Source organism: Pseudomonas asplenii, from assembly GCF_001293465.1.
Taxonomy (GTDB): Bacteria; Pseudomonadota; Gammaproteobacteria; order Pseudomonadales; family Pseudomonadaceae; genus Aquipseudomonas; species Aquipseudomonas fuscovaginae_B.
Map to the genome: position 1 here is coordinate 27,462 of NZ_JSYZ01000010.1, position 20,263 is coordinate 47,724.

Annotated in this window: 7 protein-coding genes; all 7 read right to left on the reverse strand. The window is 58.8% G+C overall.

Annotated features, from left to right (window positions below):
• Window positions 1-86 precede the first annotated feature (86 nt).
• The 7 genes from PF66_RS15275 to PF66_RS15305 are packed head-to-tail and all read right to left on the reverse strand — an operon-like array spanning window position 87 to window position 20,224.
• A complete protein-coding gene (locus PF66_RS15275; RefSeq protein ID WP_054063140.1) occupies window positions 87-1,589 on the reverse strand; it encodes an FAD/NAD(P)-binding protein in 1,503 nt (500 codons plus the stop codon).
• Complete coding sequence (locus PF66_RS15280) at window positions 1,586-4,549, reverse strand: amino acid adenylation domain-containing protein (RefSeq protein ID WP_054063141.1); 2,964 nt, start codon at window positions 4,547-4,549, stop codon at window positions 1,586-1,588. Before PF66_RS15280 ends, PF66_RS15275 begins: the two co-directional genes overlap by 4 nt.
• A complete protein-coding gene (locus PF66_RS15285) occupies window positions 4,546-5,613 on the reverse strand; it encodes a TauD/TfdA family dioxygenase (protein WP_054063142.1) in 1,068 nt (355 codons plus the stop codon). Before PF66_RS15285 ends, PF66_RS15280 begins: the two co-directional genes overlap by 4 nt.
• Window positions 5,606-7,258: a condensation domain-containing protein gene (locus tag PF66_RS15290; protein WP_342633321.1), complete on the reverse strand. Its 1,653-nt coding sequence runs from the start codon at window positions 7,256-7,258 to the stop codon at window positions 5,606-5,608. The genes PF66_RS15285 and PF66_RS15290 overlap by 8 nt, the downstream gene beginning before the upstream one ends.
• Window positions 7,215-11,894, reverse strand: coding sequence for a beta-ketoacyl synthase N-terminal-like domain-containing protein (locus tag PF66_RS15295; protein ID WP_160320660.1), 4,680 nt, complete (start codon window positions 11,892-11,894; stop codon window positions 7,215-7,217). Before PF66_RS15295 ends, PF66_RS15290 begins: the two co-directional genes overlap by 44 nt.
• A complete protein-coding gene (locus PF66_RS15300; RefSeq protein ID WP_081009861.1) occupies window positions 11,872-15,228 on the reverse strand; it encodes an AMP-binding protein in 3,357 nt (1,118 codons plus the stop codon). Before PF66_RS15300 ends, PF66_RS15295 begins: the two co-directional genes overlap by 23 nt.
• The gene (locus PF66_RS15305; RefSeq protein WP_054063146.1) at window positions 15,200-20,224 is read right to left on the reverse strand and encodes a non-ribosomal peptide synthetase; all 5,025 of its coding nucleotides are present in this window, start codon (window positions 20,222-20,224) and stop codon (window positions 15,200-15,202) included. Before PF66_RS15305 ends, PF66_RS15300 begins: the two co-directional genes overlap by 29 nt.
• Window positions 20,225-20,263 lie beyond the last annotated feature (39 nt).

Consider the following 20,263-nt stretch of genomic DNA (forward strand, 5'->3'; position numbering starts at 1 on the left):
AGAAGAAGCTGGATAATCGACTGCATGTTCTCTCGCTGTGCTATTCAATTCCTTTGAGCCACCCCTTGAAATCAGAGGGGCGACCGTCAATCCCTTGCGATCAAGGCCACCAGCCGCTCGGCGATGCGTTCGGCATCACGCGCGATATGACCGACGCTCTGCGCGTCCGGATAGGTTCCGATTAATAAAGGCCCGATTGCGAACAGGCTGCCCTCTGCCGGCCCTGCAGCCTCTTCTGCCGGCACCACCTCACAGGTGCGCGGGTTCACCCTAATCCCACCCAGCTCGACGGTTTTGCCTGCATCCTGGGCGTAGACCGAGCAGGCCAGGCCGCGCTCGTACAGGTCACGCAGCAAAGGGGAAACCGTTCGTTCAAGGCGTACATCCGACCCAGCGGCAGCTACCACCAGATCGAATTCCCCAACGCTTAGGAAATTGCCAGCGTCGTCCTGGATCTCGAGGTACTGGACATTGTGCTTCTGATCCTGAATCAAGCGATATCCTTGTGGTGCAGCTAGAACATCAAGCGAGCCAGCCTCGAACAGGGCATTGAGTCGCCGTGCGTTCTCACCAGCCATGGGCATCGCCGCACGGTAGTAGCGAGAGCGCAACGAGAGGAATCTGAGCTTGTCGCAATCGCTGAATGTTGGGAACGCCTCACTCAATAAAGGCAGTCCACCGAACAATCCCGTCTGCCACGCCAATACCGCTCCATGCTCGATTTCCCGCAGGTCCTCCTTCAGACGCTGCCCGGGCTCACCAGCACAGAGTCGCTGCAGTTTTCCCGCCAACGAAGCGCCCGTCCCATGCAACTCACCGAATGCGGCGAATAGGATCATCCGCTCAATTGCCGCTAGATCCAGTCTCCCCTGCGCGCGACACTGGGCGATAGGTTCGCGCATGACCTCTTGGCACAGTGCGTCGACATCCAAAGGCGGTGGCGGAGCCCCCCAAACCTTCGGCAACTCCCCACTACCGGATAGCACGCTAAGGTGCAACTGACCCGCTTCTGCGCTCGCCCCCAGCCCCACCGCCACGTCTACCGCCGTCAGGTAGCTGCCCAAAATCAGGACGCGTGCCCCGCCTTGGGCAACCTGCGCATCGACACGAGCGCACAACTGAGCGAAAGGCCAAGGACAGTGAAGCACTCCGTCGACGGGTTTCTTCTGGGCAAAGGCGCTATGCCCGATCGCCAACACGACGTGTCGAGCGCCCGGCACAGGCCCCCGATTGCCGTGCAAGGTCCAGCCCTCAGCAGCGGGCTCGATCACTTCAATCGTCGTTTGCAATTCGGTGGTTACCCGAGCCCCCTGACTGCGTAGAAACGCCACGATCTGTTCGAACCTACCCCCCTCTTGGCGACCCACCTCTGCCCGCAGCGAGGGTGCTGCAAGGCTCGACAGATGCGCGTCTCCAACAGCCTCCGGAGACCAGGCCAGTCCCGTCCCCCATTGCCTGCCCTGCTCATAGACAGCAACGCGCAAACTGCTGGGCAACCGTCCGGACACGATTGCATGGGCAAGTGCCAGCAGCACATATTTGGCTGACTGTCCCCCACCGATGATCGCAATATCATCCGGCACGCTCATACGCCTCGGTTCAGTTGTTCATCAATGTGACGTGCCAGCGAAGCGACACTCGGCGCATCAATCACACTGCCTAGCGAAAGGCTGATACCAAAGGCTTCACGCAATGCGACGATCAGGCGGCTAAACGAAAGTGAATGGCCGCCACTCATGAAAAAGTTATCATGCACACCCACCTGCTCTATCTCGAGCACCGAGCACCAACATTTCGCGACCAGAGCTTCGGTCGGCGTGCGCGGCGCCACGAACTCGGATTGCCGATCTGCTTGGGCGAGATCACGCAACACTTGTTGATCGACCTTACCGTGCGGGTCCAGCGCCAAGTCCGCGAGCACGACGATCCTGGCCGGACACATGCTCATCGGCAACTTCACCCTTAGTGCAGCGCTCAGTGCTTCAACGCTGAAATGGTTAGGCGATACAGGAACCACGAACGCGACCAGACAAGGCAATGGCTCGCTCAGTTTTATGAGCGTGGCCTGCTTCACTCCAGGCTCAGCGTTAATGGCAGCGATGATTTCCGCTCGGTCGATGCGTACACCGTTGAGTTTCATCTGGTCATCCTGGCGCCCGACGAACTCGATGGTGCCGTTTGGCAGGCGACGCACCCAATCACCGGTAACGTACATTCTCGCACCCGCGCAAGAGGTGAACGGATCCGGCACGAAGTGACGAGCAGTAGCAGCAGATGCCCCCACCAGCCCCCTCGCCAATCCTGCACCACCAATGCACAGCATGCCGATGCCGGCCACTGGAGTGGGCCGACAGGCGGTATCTACGACATAAAAGACGTATTCATCCAATGGTTCACCAATGGGCACAGTTCTGGAATGCACGTCGTCCGTGGTTCGATACAAACTGGCGTTAATACAGGTCTCTGCAGGCCCATACGCATTGATCAGCGAACCACCGTGCTGAGCCAACGCGGCAACGAAAGTCCCCGGGAGAGCCTCACCACCGATGACCACATGCGCAACTTTCGCCAATGCTGGCGCGCCGCCCGCATGCAAGCAACGCGACAGAAGACTGGGAGTCATTTGCACGATGTGAAATGGAAACGCCTCGAGCGCCGCAATAACAGCGCGCTCCGAGGCGCCATCCACGACGTTCAGCAGGTGCAGCCGCGCACCACGGCAGAATGTCAGCACCCACTCCCAAAGAGAGGCATCGAAGGTCGCAGGCGTGCGCCCCAGTACGCGTTCACCCGGCATGAGGGGGAAGTGTCTGGTCAAGGCCTCCACCTGGTTGGCGAGCGCCCTCTGCGATACCGCGACCGCCCGCGGCTCCCCGGTGGTGCCGGACGTGCAGATTATGTAGGCCAGCACGTCCAGAGGCCATCGTCGCGCCTGAGCGCGCGGCGTGGTGGCCCCCAGTGCCGACTGCGCCCGGACGCCGCCGTCGATCTCAATGATCGCTTTCACTTTCGAACTATCGATGATGTGCTGTCGACGTACCGCCGGCACATGCTCGCCGAGCGCAACGAAATGAGCGCCAACCCGCCAAACTGCCAAGGCGCCGATCAGGTAGCGCACCGGGTCAGCAACGGACAAGCCCACGCAATCCTCAATGCCAATACCGATGTCGCGCAACGCTTGCGCCTGCTCGCTAACAAGCTCACCCAGCTCAGCGTAGGTCCATGCCTGAGCGCCGTAATCGAGCGCGATTTGCTGCCCCTGCTGCTCAATGACATTCCGGATACGGTCATCAACCATCATTAAAGCGTGCTCGGTGTGTCCTCGCCGCCTCGACACCATCCATCCATCAGCCTGCAGATCAGCCACGTTCAACTGACCGACCTGGACCGATACATCCGAAATTGCCCGGGTCAGGATGTCGTGCAATTCATCCAGAAGAAAATCGACGGTCGCCTGGGAATAACGAGCGGGGTTCGCACTCATTACCAGGTGCGCTCGCGCCCCGCGGGCAAAGGTCACCTCGAGGTGGCTGGACGGCGCGAAACAGGCATGCGGGTGCTCTTCCCAGCTCAACTCCCGACTTTGCCCAGTTCGCAGCGTGCGCGTGGAGAAACGAATATTCTGTCGATCGGCATCAATCGCCAAATGTTGCTCAAAAAAGCACTCCTTCCACTCACCGCACTCATCCAATTTCTTGAATACATGCTTGGCCAGCCCGGCGAACGACGTGCTGCTGGAAACCTCGAATGTCACCGGCAGTTCGTAGTCCAACCGGCCGACCAGATGTTCGAACATCTCTTCACGGTTACTGAGGACGACGATCAGGTCTTTGCTTCGCTCCGGCAGCAGACGCTCAAGCACCACTAGCCACGCACTCAGCACCAAGCTTTGGGCAGACACTTGTAGCCGAGCGGCGATTGAATCGAGGCGTTGCCCGAGCGCCTCACTCAATGCACACGTTGAAAAGGTCGCGCTGGTGGCAAAAGGCGCTTTCAGGCGCTCTTCGATCGGGAGCTCCAGGAGCGGTTCGAAAGAAGCGGCCGCCCGGGTCCAAAACTGCTTGCCGAACTGGGCTTCTGGACTGGCCATCAACTCGTGCTGCCAGTTCATGTAGTCCGCGTAGCATATGCGCCCCTCATACCCACATGCGCCGCTCGACATCTGTTCAAGTGCCTGTACGACGAACAGCGATAAGCCATCCGCGTCAAAAACCCAGGCGCGGGAAACTGCGACCAACCATTTGCGCTGGTCGATACTAACCAATGCCAGAGCGCACGCAGAACTGGCCAGCAACTGCGCCTTGGCCATGCGCTCAGATGCACCTTGCAGAGTTGACGCCTCGATCGCTTGCACCGAGCATTCGACGTTGATTCCCGGCAGGTAAATCCGACTGCGCGACAGCACATCGAAGGCAGATTGTCGCAGCATATCGATGCTGAGGTCGCCGGAAAGAGAAAAGGTGCAGCAGATGATTTCCGAGGACTCTTCACCCGTAGTACGACGGCCATAAGCCTGCAACTGCGGCAAAGACAGAGAGGAAAAGCTCATGATGGTTCTTCCTGAACACACGATGGGGTACGCAGTTGCGCCCACTCGATCTGATCCAACTGGGAAAAATAGATGATCCTCGCACCCGCATACGGTGCGCGGCCATGCGCTATGGACAGGTTATCGATCAACAGCACATCACCAGGCTGCCATTCGATTGACACCGTATTAGCGTCATAAGCCTGCCCGATCGCCATGAGTATGTCGAGTTCGATAGCCTCGCCGTTGGCGTAACGCGTGTCATTGATCAGTTGATCTCCCCGCGCCTCGACAGCCAAAGCCTCGCGCGCATGCAGCGGCAAATTCGAGTGGTGGAAGAAAAACACATGATTGGTCCAACAGAGCGCACCGGTACGCGGGTGCACTGCCACACAAGGACGAACTTGCGTCGTGGTCAACACGCCATTGTCCTTCCACTCTAGGTGTATCTCGTCGCAAGCGGCGATGGCCTCAACAGCGGCTCGATCATTCACACCGAAAGCTTGCTGCCAGGACATACCGAAGTAAGGGTGATAACTGCGTACCAGTTGATAACCGCCAAGGGCAAAAGATGACCGGATGCCCTCAGGTAGCATCTTCCATACCGCTCGGCAATCGGCAAGCCATGTCGCCCCCCCTGTTTGCGAAGGCTGGCTGCAGTAAAAAAGCAGCTTGGCAGGCATCGCCCGCTGATAGGAATTTTCGTTGTGAAACGCGATGGGGTAGGCACCAGGGTACTCCGTGGCGGTGAACACGCTGCCGGAAATACGCGTGCGAGGAGAGGTTTCCTCACGACTGATGGTGGGGGTACAACCCAGCCATTGGCCTAACAATTCAAACTCGCGCGCGCCACCGACTTCAAAACCACGAAACAGCAATGCGCCACGCTCGTCGAGCCGGGCCTCGATCCACGCAGCATACCGGCGGAACACCTCAGCCAGCCGAACATCTGGACGTGCGGGCATGAACACCGACAAGAAAGGCCCCTCAGCCGGTACCTGCACCAGGCTGTCCCGCCAGTCGGACATGTGTCCGCTGGGCTGAGCCGAACGATCGAGCGAAAACCGCTTTTTCCATTCATGCATCGCTGCCACTCCCGCTGGTTCGCGCAAACCGCCGCTGTTTCATCCGCGCGAAAGCTGCTCGATGTCCGCTATACAGCTGCTCTTGTCGAGCCTGCAAAGCCCCTATGAACTCACTGCAGCTCGCGTCTGGACAATCGACTGCCAGTTGGGCCACCTGCTGGTACAGTACATCGAAATCGCTGGCCAAGGCCTCGGTGTGCGCGAGGATGCGATAGGCCACACTGATGCGAAATGAGGTACCTGCATCACTCAAATAGCAGACGAAGGGCACATCGTGCTCTTGCTCACTATGAACATGGTTTGCCGCTACTGAACACCCAGGTAACGAAAACGTGGCATGTGCGTTGTTATGGAATCCGAAGAGATAGCTCAAGCCCGACAGCCCGGCAGCTGTGGCTTGCGCATCGATTTCATGATGCGCCAGCCACTTGTGAGCCAGCGCGGCGCGTAGGGTTCTGCCGACCTGTGCGACCATTGCCGTGAAAGGGATGGCTGGCTCCACGCCCTGGACGATGGGTACACGATTGACGAACAAGCCCACGGTTCGTTCGAACTCGGCGGCGTCACGCATCGAGGCATCTAGCCCAATACACTCGGCACCGGGCGATTGCCTGGCCTCGAGCAACAATCGAAAAAGGGCAAACATTGTCGAATAAAGTGTTTCACCGCACCGTCGCGACAACGCTTGCAGGCTGGCAATTACGGGGGCCTGCAAGGTGAACTCGAACGAACGCATACTGCCGGAACCGCCGATCAACGCTGCTCGTTCGAGGCTCGGACGCCCCGCCGCGGACGCAATTTCCAGCGCGCAGCACATTTGTGCTCGCCACCAAGCGAGCAGTGCCGCCCGCCCCTGCTTGGCAATCGTCGCTCGCTCATACGCCACGAATGCGGGATACCCCAAGGATCCGGCGCTTTCCGGCAGCGCCTGACCGGCATGCAACGCCCGGTAACCCCGACAGAACTCATCGACGATGATCGCGAAGGAAGTTCCATCACTGGCAATGTGGTGCCGACGCAATGTCAACAGAGTGTGCTCACTGCCCAGGGTGCAGAGGTTGACGTCCAGCAATGGGCCAGTCGACAGGTCGAAGGGCCGTGTGGCGTGCTCGGCGGCGAGGTGGCGCAGTACCGAGAGCATGTTGTCGGGTAACTGCTCGCTACCACGCTCGACCGATACCTTGACAGGCCTGAACGGATGCACCTGCTGGCGGGCGTCGCCATGCTCTGCATCGAACCCCATGCGCAAGGCAACATGCCGCTCCATCAAGGCATTCACAACTTCAGTCACGATGCCTGGGTCCAAACTCCCTTGGATCAATACACAGCTGGTCAAGCCAAATCGCGAGCTGCTGGGGCGAGCCCGTTCCATAGCCCATATTTCTTCCTGAGCATTGGACAACGGAACACCGACCGAGGCACCGGCCCCCTTACCTGAAGCACCAAGCAACTGCCTCAGCTCACTCCGGTGCCGCGCCAAGGCCTGTAGCAGCTCACTCGACAAATGCTCCTTGGGTCCTTTGACCTGTAGCGCTTCCCCCTGCAGTAGAACGCGCCCCCCTTGTCGATAGAGTTCGACGAGCGATTCGAATGCCTGCGACTCAGAGTTCAATACCAACCTCCGAAGACGGCGCCTTCTCGGCAATTTTCATGTCGATGTAGGCCACGAGAGCACCAAACGTGAGCGTGTCAAGCAACGTGGAGAGCGAAAGATCGACACCATGTGCCTGTTTCACCAGGGCCGACAGTCGCAACGCCAACAACGAATCACCACCCGCGCTGTAGAAATTGTCATCATTGCCCTGCACTGCAACGCCCAGCAACTCCTCCCATATCTGCGCCAGTGATCGAGCAGTGTCGTGCGACACAAATGCCAACCCGCCCTCTCGAGAGCCGGGCTGCACGGCAGCGCTCAGTTTCAGACTATCGAGGTAGCGCCCATAATCGGCGTGCGTCGCCTGTTGTTGATAGGCCATGAGCGAGGGCAAGTCTTGGGCACACACCACCACTTCTTCATGGTCGCTCGCGATGACTCTGAGGAGCGTTTCGACACCCTGCCGAGCAGATACGCTCTGAAGCCAGTGGCTATCGCCCCAGGTGTCCGTCGTGCTCTCACGCTTTTCGTCGTTCAACCTGTAGCGTGACTGGAACTCGCTCTGCGCATAGGCCCACATCCCGTCGGTTTGCCAATCGGTCCAATTGATGCAAATGAATCGGCACGTAGAGTCTGCTGCGCCGGCTCGCGCATGAGCATTCAGATAACCATTCCCGATGACGTAACCGGCCTCCCCGAACTTCGCCTTGTGCAAGACCGCACCGATTGAGGAGAAATTCACATGAAAATCCGGGCGCAAGTGGGCGAATGCTTCAGTAACATTGGTAACGCCATGAGTCTTGGTGCGAATCGAGCGTTCGAGCATGCTGAACGAACGATTGCGCAACACGCCTTCGCGATCGATCTCGCCCGCCAGATACAGCACGCCGTCAATCTTGCTATGGCGTTCGCCGATGCGTCGCGCTGCGGCAAACACCGCTTCTCGATCATTGGCATCAAGCTGCTCGAGTTGTAGGGAGGAGGCTTGGCCACGGATCGTAGCAAGCTGCCGGCGAATCGCCACCTGCCGCTCATCATTCTCGGACTCGGGGCGATCCAGCCACTGCGCGCGATGGAGGATGACCAGGTGGACGGCAAAGCGACGCACGAGCGCTTGCGCGACAGTTAAACCAATGCCACCCAGTCCTCCAACCAGCACGAGGACGGCACCATCGAGATCGGGTTCATCAGGGGAGAGATCCACCTGCGCATGGTAAGGCTGCCAGAGGTACCGCCCCCGAACGGCTAGCGTCCCAGAGACGTTTGCGCAGGTACATGCGGTGGCAAACGCCGGTGGTAATGCACCGTCGGCCGGCAGCTCGACATGACGCAGATGAAACTGGGGATATTCCAGCTCAATCATTTTCGACATGTCGTAAGCCAAGCTCTGGGAAGCGTATACAGGCTCATTGCCCGCCACCCTGAAAAGACCGCGGGAAATGACCAACCACTCGATGCTCTTATCACCCTGCATCTGATCGAGGATCTTCGCGGTCCAGTGCAAAGTACCCAGAGAAGTAGTTACAGCAGCCTCCAACTCACCACCCGGGACGGGGCGAGTCCAGGCATACACGACCCGATCGATCCGGCCATGACGCCGCAGGCATGCATCTATCGCCAGGCGGACGTGTTCCTCGTTGCCCATAGATACAATGTGATCTTCGGGGGATAGCGCATCACTCGCGGCACTGACCACCGCTAAGACCTTCGCTTGACTTTCCTCGGCCAGGTTTTCGATCCCGCGCCGCAGCGTTGCATCATCGACGAATGCGAGCACAACATCACCGGTCGGCCAGCGCTGCTCGCACGCTCCGGTAAAACGTCGCCATTGAGGAATATAGGTGTGCTCTTTGGCGTAGGGATTGGGTCGCCCCCACCACAGCAAAGATTCGGTCTCTTGGCTGGGCGACCCCGCAAGCAGGTATTCACCGCATGCGGATGCCAGCAACTGCTGGTAGCCCGCGACCGACAACAAAGGGCCATGAGCGCGTTTGTCTTCGTAACGCCACCACTGCGCAAGCATGCCCCAGATCAATTGCGTGGAGAGCCGCGAATCTGTCGAATCGATTTGGCACAGTACGCCCTGATCGTTGATCAACTCACCAAGATTGGCCAACGCGGCTTGCAGATTCGTCGCTACGTGCAAGACATTGAAACCGATCACCACGTCGAAGTGATCGACAGGTATCGACTGGGCAGCTGGCCGACGGTCTATATCGAAACGTGCGAAACGCAGTTGTCCAAGCGTTGCTTGTACCTTTTCCTCGAGTCTCTCTCGGGCCCGCTCGACCAAAGACTGACTCTCATCGCTAATCCAGTATTCGGCCAGATGCTCCGTGTTCGGAGCAGCGAGCAAGTGCTGGGTCAAGGCCAAGTGGCCGCAGCCGATCTCGAGGATACGCAGCGGTCTGCCCAGCTCGGCGCAGAACCGACGCAGGAACAGGTCGACCTGAGCGAATTGATCGGCCACGATAGCGTTGCGCTGAACATCGCTGCCAATGGCCTGGCTAAGTCGGTCCATGCCTTGTTCAGCCAAAACTTCCAGCGCGGGGCATCCTTGACACATGATCGATGCACGCTGCTCTGCCAAATCTGCAAGCAGTCGCACCAACGGCGCACGGGCGGGACAGCGCTCAAGCACCGATGCGGCCAACTGCGACGACTGAGGTAGGCCCATCAGAGCACTTGCCTGCAACATTGACTGCTCGCCTAATAGAAGGCCACGCGCCAGCATGCTTTCGACCAGGTACTCACCGAAGCGCTGGTAGTCGGGATCAAGCCCAAGCTGATCGATCAATTGGGCACGCTCGATGGTTGGATCTGCGCTGAGAGCCGTCACCCGATCGAGCAAAAAATCGCGAATCAGGCCGGCACTGTAGTCTTCCACCAGTCTCTCGGTAACGGGATCCTGCGGCGGCAATGGCACATCGGGGACCTTGCTCGCAACTTGCCACCATTTCGACGCGCGTGGCGCCTCGCTTCGCTCCACACGGCACTCGGTACGGCGATAGGGATAGGCAGGCAAATGCAGACGCCGCGAGTTCGCCGGAAACAGATCGCTGAAATCCACGGCCTCGCCTACCAACCAAGCGCTTACGCGAGACTCCAGCTCACTCTCTGCAACCTTAGCAGACCGGCCTTGCTCCAGTTGCAGGAGCAAATCGTCCAGGTCCGTGCAAATGAACGCCGCGCGACAGTCATAGCATTTTCGCCCCACGCTCAGGGTATAAGCCAAGTCAGCCAAATCAGGTCTATGTGTCATGACGAAGACCTGTAGCGCCTTCACGACCTCCTCCAGAACCTCCGGTCGATGCGCACTCAGTAGAATTGGCAAGGCCGGGGGCGCTTGGAGCAGCCGGGGAACAGGTTCGGGGGCCGGCTCCAGGACCACAAAGACATTCGTGCCACCCATACCGAGGGAGTTCACCCCCACATAGCGCGCCTGCTCCGTGTCGAACAGCGCGCCTGCACTGGGGACAACATGGAATGGCGAGGTTTTCCATGGAATCAGCGGGTGGCCTTCTCTGAAGCCGATCTGAGCGGGTCGTTTACGCTCGGATACGCACAAGGCAGCCTTGATCACACTGGCTATGCCGCTGGCACTGTCGAGGTGCCCGATATTCGCCTTCACGGAACCCAGGGCGCAGTACGGCTCATGATCCGAGGTCGCACCGAAGGCCCTGTGCAGAGCATCGAGTTCAATCGGGTCTCCCAACGCCGTACCGGTGGCATGCGCCTCGATGAATGCAAATGCCTTGGGGTCTGCCTGGGCTGTAGCAAGGGCGAGACGAATCGTTTCAACCTGTCCCTCGACCGAAGGCGCTGCGTAGCCGACCTTACGTCGCCCATCATTGCCACAGGCACTCCCGGCAATGGCGCAATAGATGGAATGATTGTCACGCACGGCATCGTCCAGTCGCCTGAGTACAACGACTCCGACGCCACTTCCACCTACCGTACCGGTCGCGTCCGCGGAGAAAGGTCGACAGTGGCCATCCTTGGAATAGACCCCTCCCTCCCGATAGACATGACCTTGACGCTGCGGGAAGATAATCGATGCCCCGCCGACAACCGCCACGTCGCATTGGTAGGTCGCCAGGGCCAGGCACGCGAAATGCAGCGCTGCCGCCGAACTGGAGCAGCCGCTTCCGACACTGACAGCAGCGCCAGTGAGCCCCAGTCGAAAGGCGATGGTGGTCGCAATATGGTCCTTGTCGTTACCCAGCAAGGCACCGAGCCCGTCCATGTTCTCTTCGAGCAAGTGTTCCAGCAGGTAGGTGCTCATGCTGGCGGAAAAGAACACGCCGACCTTGCCGTCACCGGTTTTCATCCCCGCGCAGCCAGCATCCTCCAGGGCCTCATGAGCGCATTGCAGCGCAATGCGCATCTGCGGGTCCAATCGTCGGGCCTCGCCAAGGGTATAACCGAAGAGCTCGTAGTCGAACGCATCGACATCCGGCATAACGGCTTCGGCACCGACTACCCCGCCATCAGGCAGCTCATTGGAGGCGAAACGACTACGGGTGCTGAGCATGGGGTCAAATCGCTCGACAGACTCAACCCCTTCAAGCAAGTTCGTCCAGTACCGTCGCACATCCGACGCTCCTGGGAACCGGCATGACATGCCGACAATCGCGGCTTTGCCCAGCCATTGTTCTTCATCTTCAAATCGATTCATCGTTTCCATACTTGACCTTGTGACGACGCAAAGCCGCCCGGTAGTTATTGGCACTGCGCGAAGACGTTTCATCCATGATGGGACGAACGGTATGGTCCAGCCGAGCTGCCATTTGTTCCACTGTTGTGTAAGTGAACAGATCGATCACGCTGAGTGCATCGACACCACTTTTATTGCCCGGCAATCGGTCATGGAGCGCCAGCAGCATCAATGAATTGCCGCCGGCCTCGAAAAAGTTGGTGCGAATGTCAAAAGCCGTGTGCCCAAGCAGCTCGCCCCAGAGCTGCATGAGTAGCCTTTGGGTTTCGGTCGTCGGCTGCCCTGCTGTCAGGGCCTGGTACTCAAGCTGCTTCAACCGCCCCCGTAGTGCTGACGCATCGAGCTTGCCAGCGGCCGTGCGTTCGAGGTGATCGCTGATGACGAAACGCTTGGGGGTCATCGCGCGAGGCAAACGTTGAAGGCAGAAGCGGCGCAAATCATGCTCCTGCAACTGTGCCGCTCTGGCCTCAACAAAGGCGACAAGCAGCCCTTCTTTCGAGCTGCCGCAGACGAACGCAGCCGTGACCTGCGGATGATCGAGCAAAGCCCGCTCGATCTCCTCTGGTTCCAGCCTCGCGCCTAGACTCTTGAGCTGCCGGTCCCGTCGCCCGACATAGTTGAGCATGCCGCGCCCGTCCACGAATACGCTGTCACCGGTCAAGTACATTCGCGCCCCGATCTGACCGCTAAACGGATCAGGTACAAAGCGCGCGGCGGTTAAGGCAGGCATGTCGCGATACCCACGCGCGATAGCCCCACCGATGGCCAATTCCCCTACCGCACCATCAGGCAGCCGAGTCCAGTCGTCTCGTATCACGTAGCATTGGAGACCATCGCGAGAAACGCCAATTGGAACCGGCCCCTGGCCCACCACTTTATGAAGACTTGTGTAGACCACAGCCTCCGTTGGACCGTACAAGTTCCACACCGAACTCTCGGGGGCCTCGCTGGTCAATAAGGCGGCCAATGCCGGAGAAAACACCTCACCGGCAACAAACAGGTGTGTCACGGACTGCAGCGAGATACCCGTTGCAAGAGCTGACCGCAGTACCGAAGGGACAGCTGCGAACCCTCCGGCGCTTAAGCCACGCAGCCGGTCATGATAGGTCTTACCAGCATCGATGTATAACGGGCAACCCGCTGCAAGGGGCGCGAACACCTCGAACAGCGACACATCAAACGACGCATGCGTCAGTACGTTGAACGCTTCGATGCGCCTGAATTCGAAAGCGTTTGTCGCCCAATGGATAAAGCTGGCGAAAGCACTATGGGAAACGCTCACCCCCTTCGGCTCACCAGTGGATCCAGAGGTGTACATTACATAGGCCAGTGAGCTTGCATGTACAGGCACCATCGCCTCGATAACCGGGCAGGACGGCATCACCGCCAACGCCTGATCGAGCACCACCACAGGCATGCCCATGTCTTGCGGGGCATAATTTGCCACCAAAGACGGGTCGCAGATCACCAGCGACTGGATACCGTCGCGCTGGCAGAGCATTTCTACGCGGTACCACGGAAGGTCGGCATCGAATGGCACAACACAAGCGCCAGATCGCATCACCCCCCACATCGCACCGATCATCCGAGCGCTCAGCCGGCCCCATACCGCTACACAGGCTTCACCGTGCAAGGCCATGGTGGCTAGGCGCTGCGCGACGTCTGCGGAGAACTGATCAAGCTGGCCGTAGGTAACCTGTTCGGCACCGGTGATCGCGACAGCTTCGGGATTGCTACGTGCAACGTCGGCCAGCCATTGTGGCACGCTCCCTCGAGGAACCGCCTGCGCTAAAGGGTTGACTGGTCGGTGTGACGGGTAGGCTTGCCCCACCCGTTGTTCGCAGGTCAAATCATCGTTAGCACAAAGCTCGAGCAAATGCGCATAGTCGGCCAACATTTGCTCGCAGATCCCCTGGTCGAACACCTCCTGCCGATATTCAAAAGCCAAGTGCACAACACCATTGCTGCGACTTGCACACACCAAGAGGTTCGTCTTGGCCTCCCGGTTGCGCAGCCCCAACGATGAGCCTTGAACTCCCCCCAGTTGCAAGTCCATGGCCGGACCGGTCATCACAAAGAGGGTTCCGGGTAAATCGGCGCGCGCCCCGCTGTTGCGCAAGGCATGCTCGCTCAAAACGCGGTTCATCGAAGGGTAATCTGGCGACATCGCTTCCTCGACCTGCCGGGCAATGCGCTGGCATACGTCCGAAAACGCTTGATTCGGCGCTACCCTCTCGCCAATGAGCGCCAGTTGCTGCACAGGTCCAACGACACTCATCAATCGCTCGTCCAAGCGCGCCGTCACAGGGGTGATGAGTGAAACATTGCGCGTAGTCGAGTAACGTGCTTGCAACATGACGAAGGCGGCCAGCATGAAAACGAACTCTGAAACCTTCAGAGCTCGTGCGGCCTTACTGACGGCGGCACTCGCCTCACAGCCAAGCTCACGCTGTTCCAGGGCAGTCCGATTACCGTTAGTCATGTCATTGCGCACAACACGACTTGGTTCAGCACTGGCCCGTTCCAGACGCTTTACGCATTTTTCCAACAAATGGGTCAGGCCGTCGCTGTCCCCTTGCTGACGTTCCCACTGCACGTAGTCCCGATAAGCTGATGGCGGCGGCAATGCCACCAGGCCGTCGTTGTACAAAGCAACGAATTCCTCCAGCAACTGCGCGGTGGACCACTCATCGCACACTAGGTGGTGCAGTATCCATAGCAGATAGCTGCTGCCGTCCCTTGCATTGATGACACGGCCTCGAAAAAGCCTGCCGTGGGCCACATCAAAAGGTCTGCTCGCCTCCTCCTCCAGCCATCTGTGTGCGACCGCCGACGGGGCTTGGCCTGGCACATCCAGGAGCGACAGCGCGGTGAAATCCAATTCGGCGCGCAGCGAGATGACACCGACCAACTCTCCGCCAAAACGCACGAAGGACTGTCGCAATACTTCATGGCGCTGGACCAGCATTTGCATGCAGTTACGCACCCGATCGATATCCAACGGCCCGTTCATCTGCCAAGCCATGGGCACCGAATAACTCGCCCCTTCCCCTCCGATCACGTGAGCCGCATAGATCCGTTGCTGCGCAAGTGAGGGAGGTGCCAGGATTTGGCGCTCAGCCATCAGGCGCTCAACGAGAGCATCCCGTACTTCAGAGGCCCGAGCCTTGAGCCGATCGCTCAAGGCCCCGGCTGGGCCGGCATAACACAGCCGGCCCTCCTCGCTCCAAAGGGTAAGTCCTGCGGCAACAAGCTCCCCGGCGACCTCTGTGGCGTTACAGCGTGCCACTTTCAAGTTCTTCATGGCGCTTCTGACTGCCCTGCAACGCCGAATGCGCCTCCAGCGCCTCCGCCAACATGGCTATGTTATCCATCGCCGCCAGCAGTGTGCGTACTGGAATATCAACATCGAGCGTACTGCGCACCTTAGCGGCGATACGCAAGGCTGCCAGCGACTCTCCACCCAATGTCATGAAGTCGTCATGAATGCCTACGCGCTCCACATTCAGGGCAGTCTGCCAGATGCCGGCCAGCATTGCCTGCAGTGGAGACTGCGGCGCGGCGGAAGAATGGTCAGCCGCAGCCAGGGAGGCCGAATGTTCGAGAGAGGCCAGATCGACCTTGCCGGTACTAGAGACCGGCACCGCATCGACGAACACAAACTGGGCAGGCAGCATGTATTTTGGCAGGTTCTGCTTACAGAATGCCTTGAGTTGATCCACCGAAAGCGCCTGTGCGGTATCGCGTCGTACGATGTAGGCAACCAGTTGCTTGATCCCGTTGATCGCCTTGACCACGGCGACAGCCCGGTGGATTTGCGGATGGGTGGCTAGGACATGCTCGATCTCGCCCGGTTCGACACGGAAACCCTGGACTTTGACCAGTCGGTCGCGACGACTCAGGAACTCGATATTCCCTTCAAGATCCAGTCGCACCAGATCGCCAGTACGGTAGAGCCGAGCGCCAGGTACATCGCCGAACGGATCCGGCAGGTAGACGGCAGCCGTCTGCGCCGGAGCGCCCAGGTAGCCCTGAGCAACCCCTTCGCCACCAATGTACAACTCTCCAGGTACGCCTACCGCCACTGGATGCATGCGCTGATCTAGAACATAGAGCCTTGCACTGGGGATGGCGCGGCCGATCGGCATCGTCGAAACCGGACGGTAAGGCTGTCCTTGCCACACGCTCGCCCAGACCGTTGCCTCTGTTGGTCCGTACTCGTTGTAGACAGTGGCGCCCGGAATCGCCGCAGCACGCGCGTAGGTGTCACACGAAAGCGCTTCCCCTGCAGAGATGATCTGACGCAACTTCAGCGTGATGAAATCGTCCGTCGCCAGCAACGTATCAAGCAACGAAGGTGTGCAAAGTGTCATTGTCACCTGCGATGCACGCAGGTATTGCACAAGCCCCGCCAGGTCGAGCAGGGTTTCCTCATCGGGAATGACCAAGGTCGCGCCACCGACCAACGCCCCAAAGATAACGCCAACGGCACTATCAAAAGCTTGCGAGGACAACAACGCGCAACGGTCCCGCCCTCCCAGCCCGTAGTAGGCAACCCGCTCACGTGTCGAACTGTCGAGGTTGGCGTGGGACACTACCGTCGCCTTGGGAACCCCGGTCGAGCCCGATGTGAAGATGACGTAGGCGGCGCTTTGAGCGCAAACAGGTACATCATCATGAATGTCCGCATCCGCATCTACATCCGAATAGCGTACGAAACGAATCTCGCTATCCAGGCCTGGGACCAGATGAGCATACGCAGCGTCATCGCAAACGACCAGGCTCCCAGTCTGCTTGATTGCGCACGCAAGCCTTGCAGCCGGCTGATCGACATTGAGCGGTACATAGGCCGCACCGCTCTTTAGGATACCTAGCATGGCGACGATCGCAGGCAAACCACGGGACATGAGCACCCCGACCATGTCGGCGGGACGCACATGCTCTTCTTCCACCAAGTGTTTCGCGAACCGGGCCGCCATTGCGTCCAGCTCTGCATAGGTGATACGCGACTCACCACTGACAACGGCGATGTGCTCCGGTGTGCGACGAGCATGCTCGGCGATCTGGGCCACAACCGACAGGAATGGACGCTGTTCACGTTTCAAAGCGCCAGAAGCCACACCAAGAACACGGTCGAGCTGCTCGCGCGCCAGGAAAGCATCGGCATGGTAGTCGGCCGACGGATCTTTAACCATCGCCGTCAGCACCGCCAGGTAGAAATCGCCGGCGACGTCCATCACTGCCTTGTCATAGCGCAGATTGTCGTACTCCAGGCGGATACGCAGATCTTTCTCGAAAGGCGTCAGGAAGGCATTAACGCAGAAGGGGAAAGTCGATTCAGCGTAGACCTTCAGCCCCAACATCTTGAGGTTAGGCCAACGCTCGAGCTCATCGGTGACATGATAGTGGTTGAAGAAGAACAGAGTTTCGGAAAGTGGCTCGCTACCGTGCTGTCGCTTGACCTCCGCCATAGGGTAACGACGCCTTGCCAGAACTTCATGCTCGCTGTGCAAGGTATCGAGAATCAACTCTCGCCAGCTCCCACCCGGCAGACTCATGCGAAACGCCAAGCTGTTCACGAATAGGCCAATGACCGCATGACTATCACGGTTCTCAGGCCGCCCATTGGAGACGGTGTATGACATGACATCATCCACACCGCCCAGCAGGCTCATCACCTTCATGTGAGCCGCCAGCAACACGGACTTGAGGGGAACGGCCAGCTCACGGGCCAGTTGCTTGACGGCATCGGACAACTCGCCACTGATGGGCACTTCGAACTTGATGATCTCTCGCTGACCGAGATCCGCACGGGGTGGGACGAAACTGGGAAGGCGCATGACCGAGACATCACGCATCCGCTCATTCCAGAACTCTCGGTAGCTATCGTCGTTGACCGCCAACTGCTCAAGCAGAATCGAATCACGGAAGGTCGAGCGCAGTTCGGGCAGCTCGAACACTTCGCCACTGACACGGGCCATGTAACGATTGACCAGCTCCGTCACCATCAAGGCATCGCTCCAGCCATCGATGATTTCGTGGTGGAAGCTGTAGCTGAGCTGGCAAGTGCCCTCTGAAAAATGATGCAGCATAAATCGAATCAGCGGGTACTGCTCGATCTCGAAGCCGCGCTTCTTTTCATCTTCCAACCAGGAGTCCACGTAATCCTGATGGGTCTGTGGGTCGACATGCCTGAGGTCGAGGTAGCCGAACTCCGGCTCGCTTGCCTTGTGCACCAGTTGCAGCGGACGGCTGAAATGCGTCAGGTCGAACGAAGTACGCAGCAATGGATGACGGGCAACCAGCTCATGCACGGCATCGCGCATCGCGTCCACGTCAACAGGCATCTCCACATGATATGAGCAAATGGCGTGGTAAACCGCCGACTTTGCAGCGAACTCGCGGTGATAGATCATCCCTTCCTGCAGAAGGTTCAGAGGATACGCGTCCTCCACGTCAGACGGAATTCGCGCTCGGTCCTGCTCGGAAACCAAATAGAAAGGCTCGGAGACTGGCAGATCGACCGGCGCTGTCGCCTCGCGTACGGCTTTGGCCAGGGAGCGCACGGTCGGATGCATGTGCAGCGTCGCGATGGTGAAACGCACTCCACGCTGCTCAGCCAATGCGGTGACTTCGATGCTACGTAACGAATCCCCTCCGAGGGCGAAGTAATTGTCGTCCAGCGTGACGACGTCGCGTTGCAGTACACGTTGCCATACGGCAATCAGCGTCTCCTCGATGCTGTCGGTATGAAACTCAGCGCTGGCCTGCGCTTGCGCCACTTGCAACTCGGCAAGACTACGGCGATCAATCTTGCCATGGGCAGTGACAGGCAACGCAGGCAAAGCCATGATGCGCGACGGGCGCATGTAATCTGGCAGTGCATCGCCCAAATGCTTGGCCACAGATTGCTCCACCTGCGCGGGATCAGCCTGGGTCTCGACGAACAGTGCCAAGATACTGCCGCCACCTTCACGCTTGACGACCGCGGCGGCATTGCTCACTTGCGCGACCGCCATCGCCTGCGTTTCGATTTCCGTCAGTTCAATACGATAGCCATTGAGTTTGACTTGAGTGTCTGTGCGCCCGAAATAAAGGAAGACACCGTCCTCACGCAACGCGCCCATGTCCCCCGTCGCATAACAAAGCCGATCGTCCCATGTCACGTTAAGGAGTTTTTTCGCCGAAAGCTCAGGGTTACCCAGATAACCCGCCATGACGCCCACACCAGCAATCAGAAGCTCTCCACGCGTTCCAGCCGGCACCTGCTCACCGGACTCATTGACCACATACAGCGCCATGCCATCGATAGGTGTGCCGATGGCCACACTTTCCAAGTTGGCAGCAGTCGCGCCGCCCCATGCTTGAACACAGCAACCGACGGTCGCTTCGGTTGGCCCGTATTCGTTGTAGATACGGCAATTGGGGAAGATTCGCTGCAGCGCTACGCAATCACGAACGAGCAGTTCCTCACCGCCGATCACGAACACGTGTGCCACCTCGCGGACATGCTGCTGAGCATCGAACCAGTCGATAATCGCTCGCACATGAGTGGGGGTGACTTTGACGACAACAGGTTGAGCGGCGTCAAACAGACGATGCAGAAGCTTCTCCAAGGCCGAATCGCCTGGGACGATGTCCACACAGCCACCGGCGATCAGCGGTACCAGGAAGCTGGTGATGGAAAGGTCGAAGGTCGTGGCTGTGTGCCAGATTGCATCGTAGGCACCTTCGGTCGCGTAGCTTCGCGCAGCCCAGGTCAAATAGTTGACCAGACCACGGTTGGTTATCTGTACCCCGTTAGGTTCACCGGTCGTACCTGAGGTGTGTAGAACGTAAGCGATTTCGTCGCCAGTCCCCAAAGCCTGGAACTGAGCGGGTGCCTGACTCTGCTCTTCACACAATTCTTGAAGCGACAGCGCAGGCCAATCGATCCCAGGCAAGGCGGTGCTTCCGGCGGTGAGAACCAATGCCGGTGCACAACGGGCCATAATGGTTCGTGAACGCTGTATTGGCGAATTTGGATCCACCGGCACATACGCAGCCCCGACCCTGAGGGTCGCAAGAGCAGCCACTACGAACTCGATCGAGCGCGGCATAAACAACACGATATGGTTACCAGGCTCTACACCTTTTACCAGCAGGGCGTTACTGGCTACTTGCACACGCTCGGCCAGCTCTCGGTAGCAGACAGTTCGCGCGTCCTCACGCAATGCGACAGCATCAGGTGCATACCGCACCTGCTCGTCGAACAGCGACAATGTGGACGTAAGGGTGGCTTGTTGATGATCCATAATCATTGGCTTCGTTCCGTTCGTAGTTTTGTTTATACAACCCGT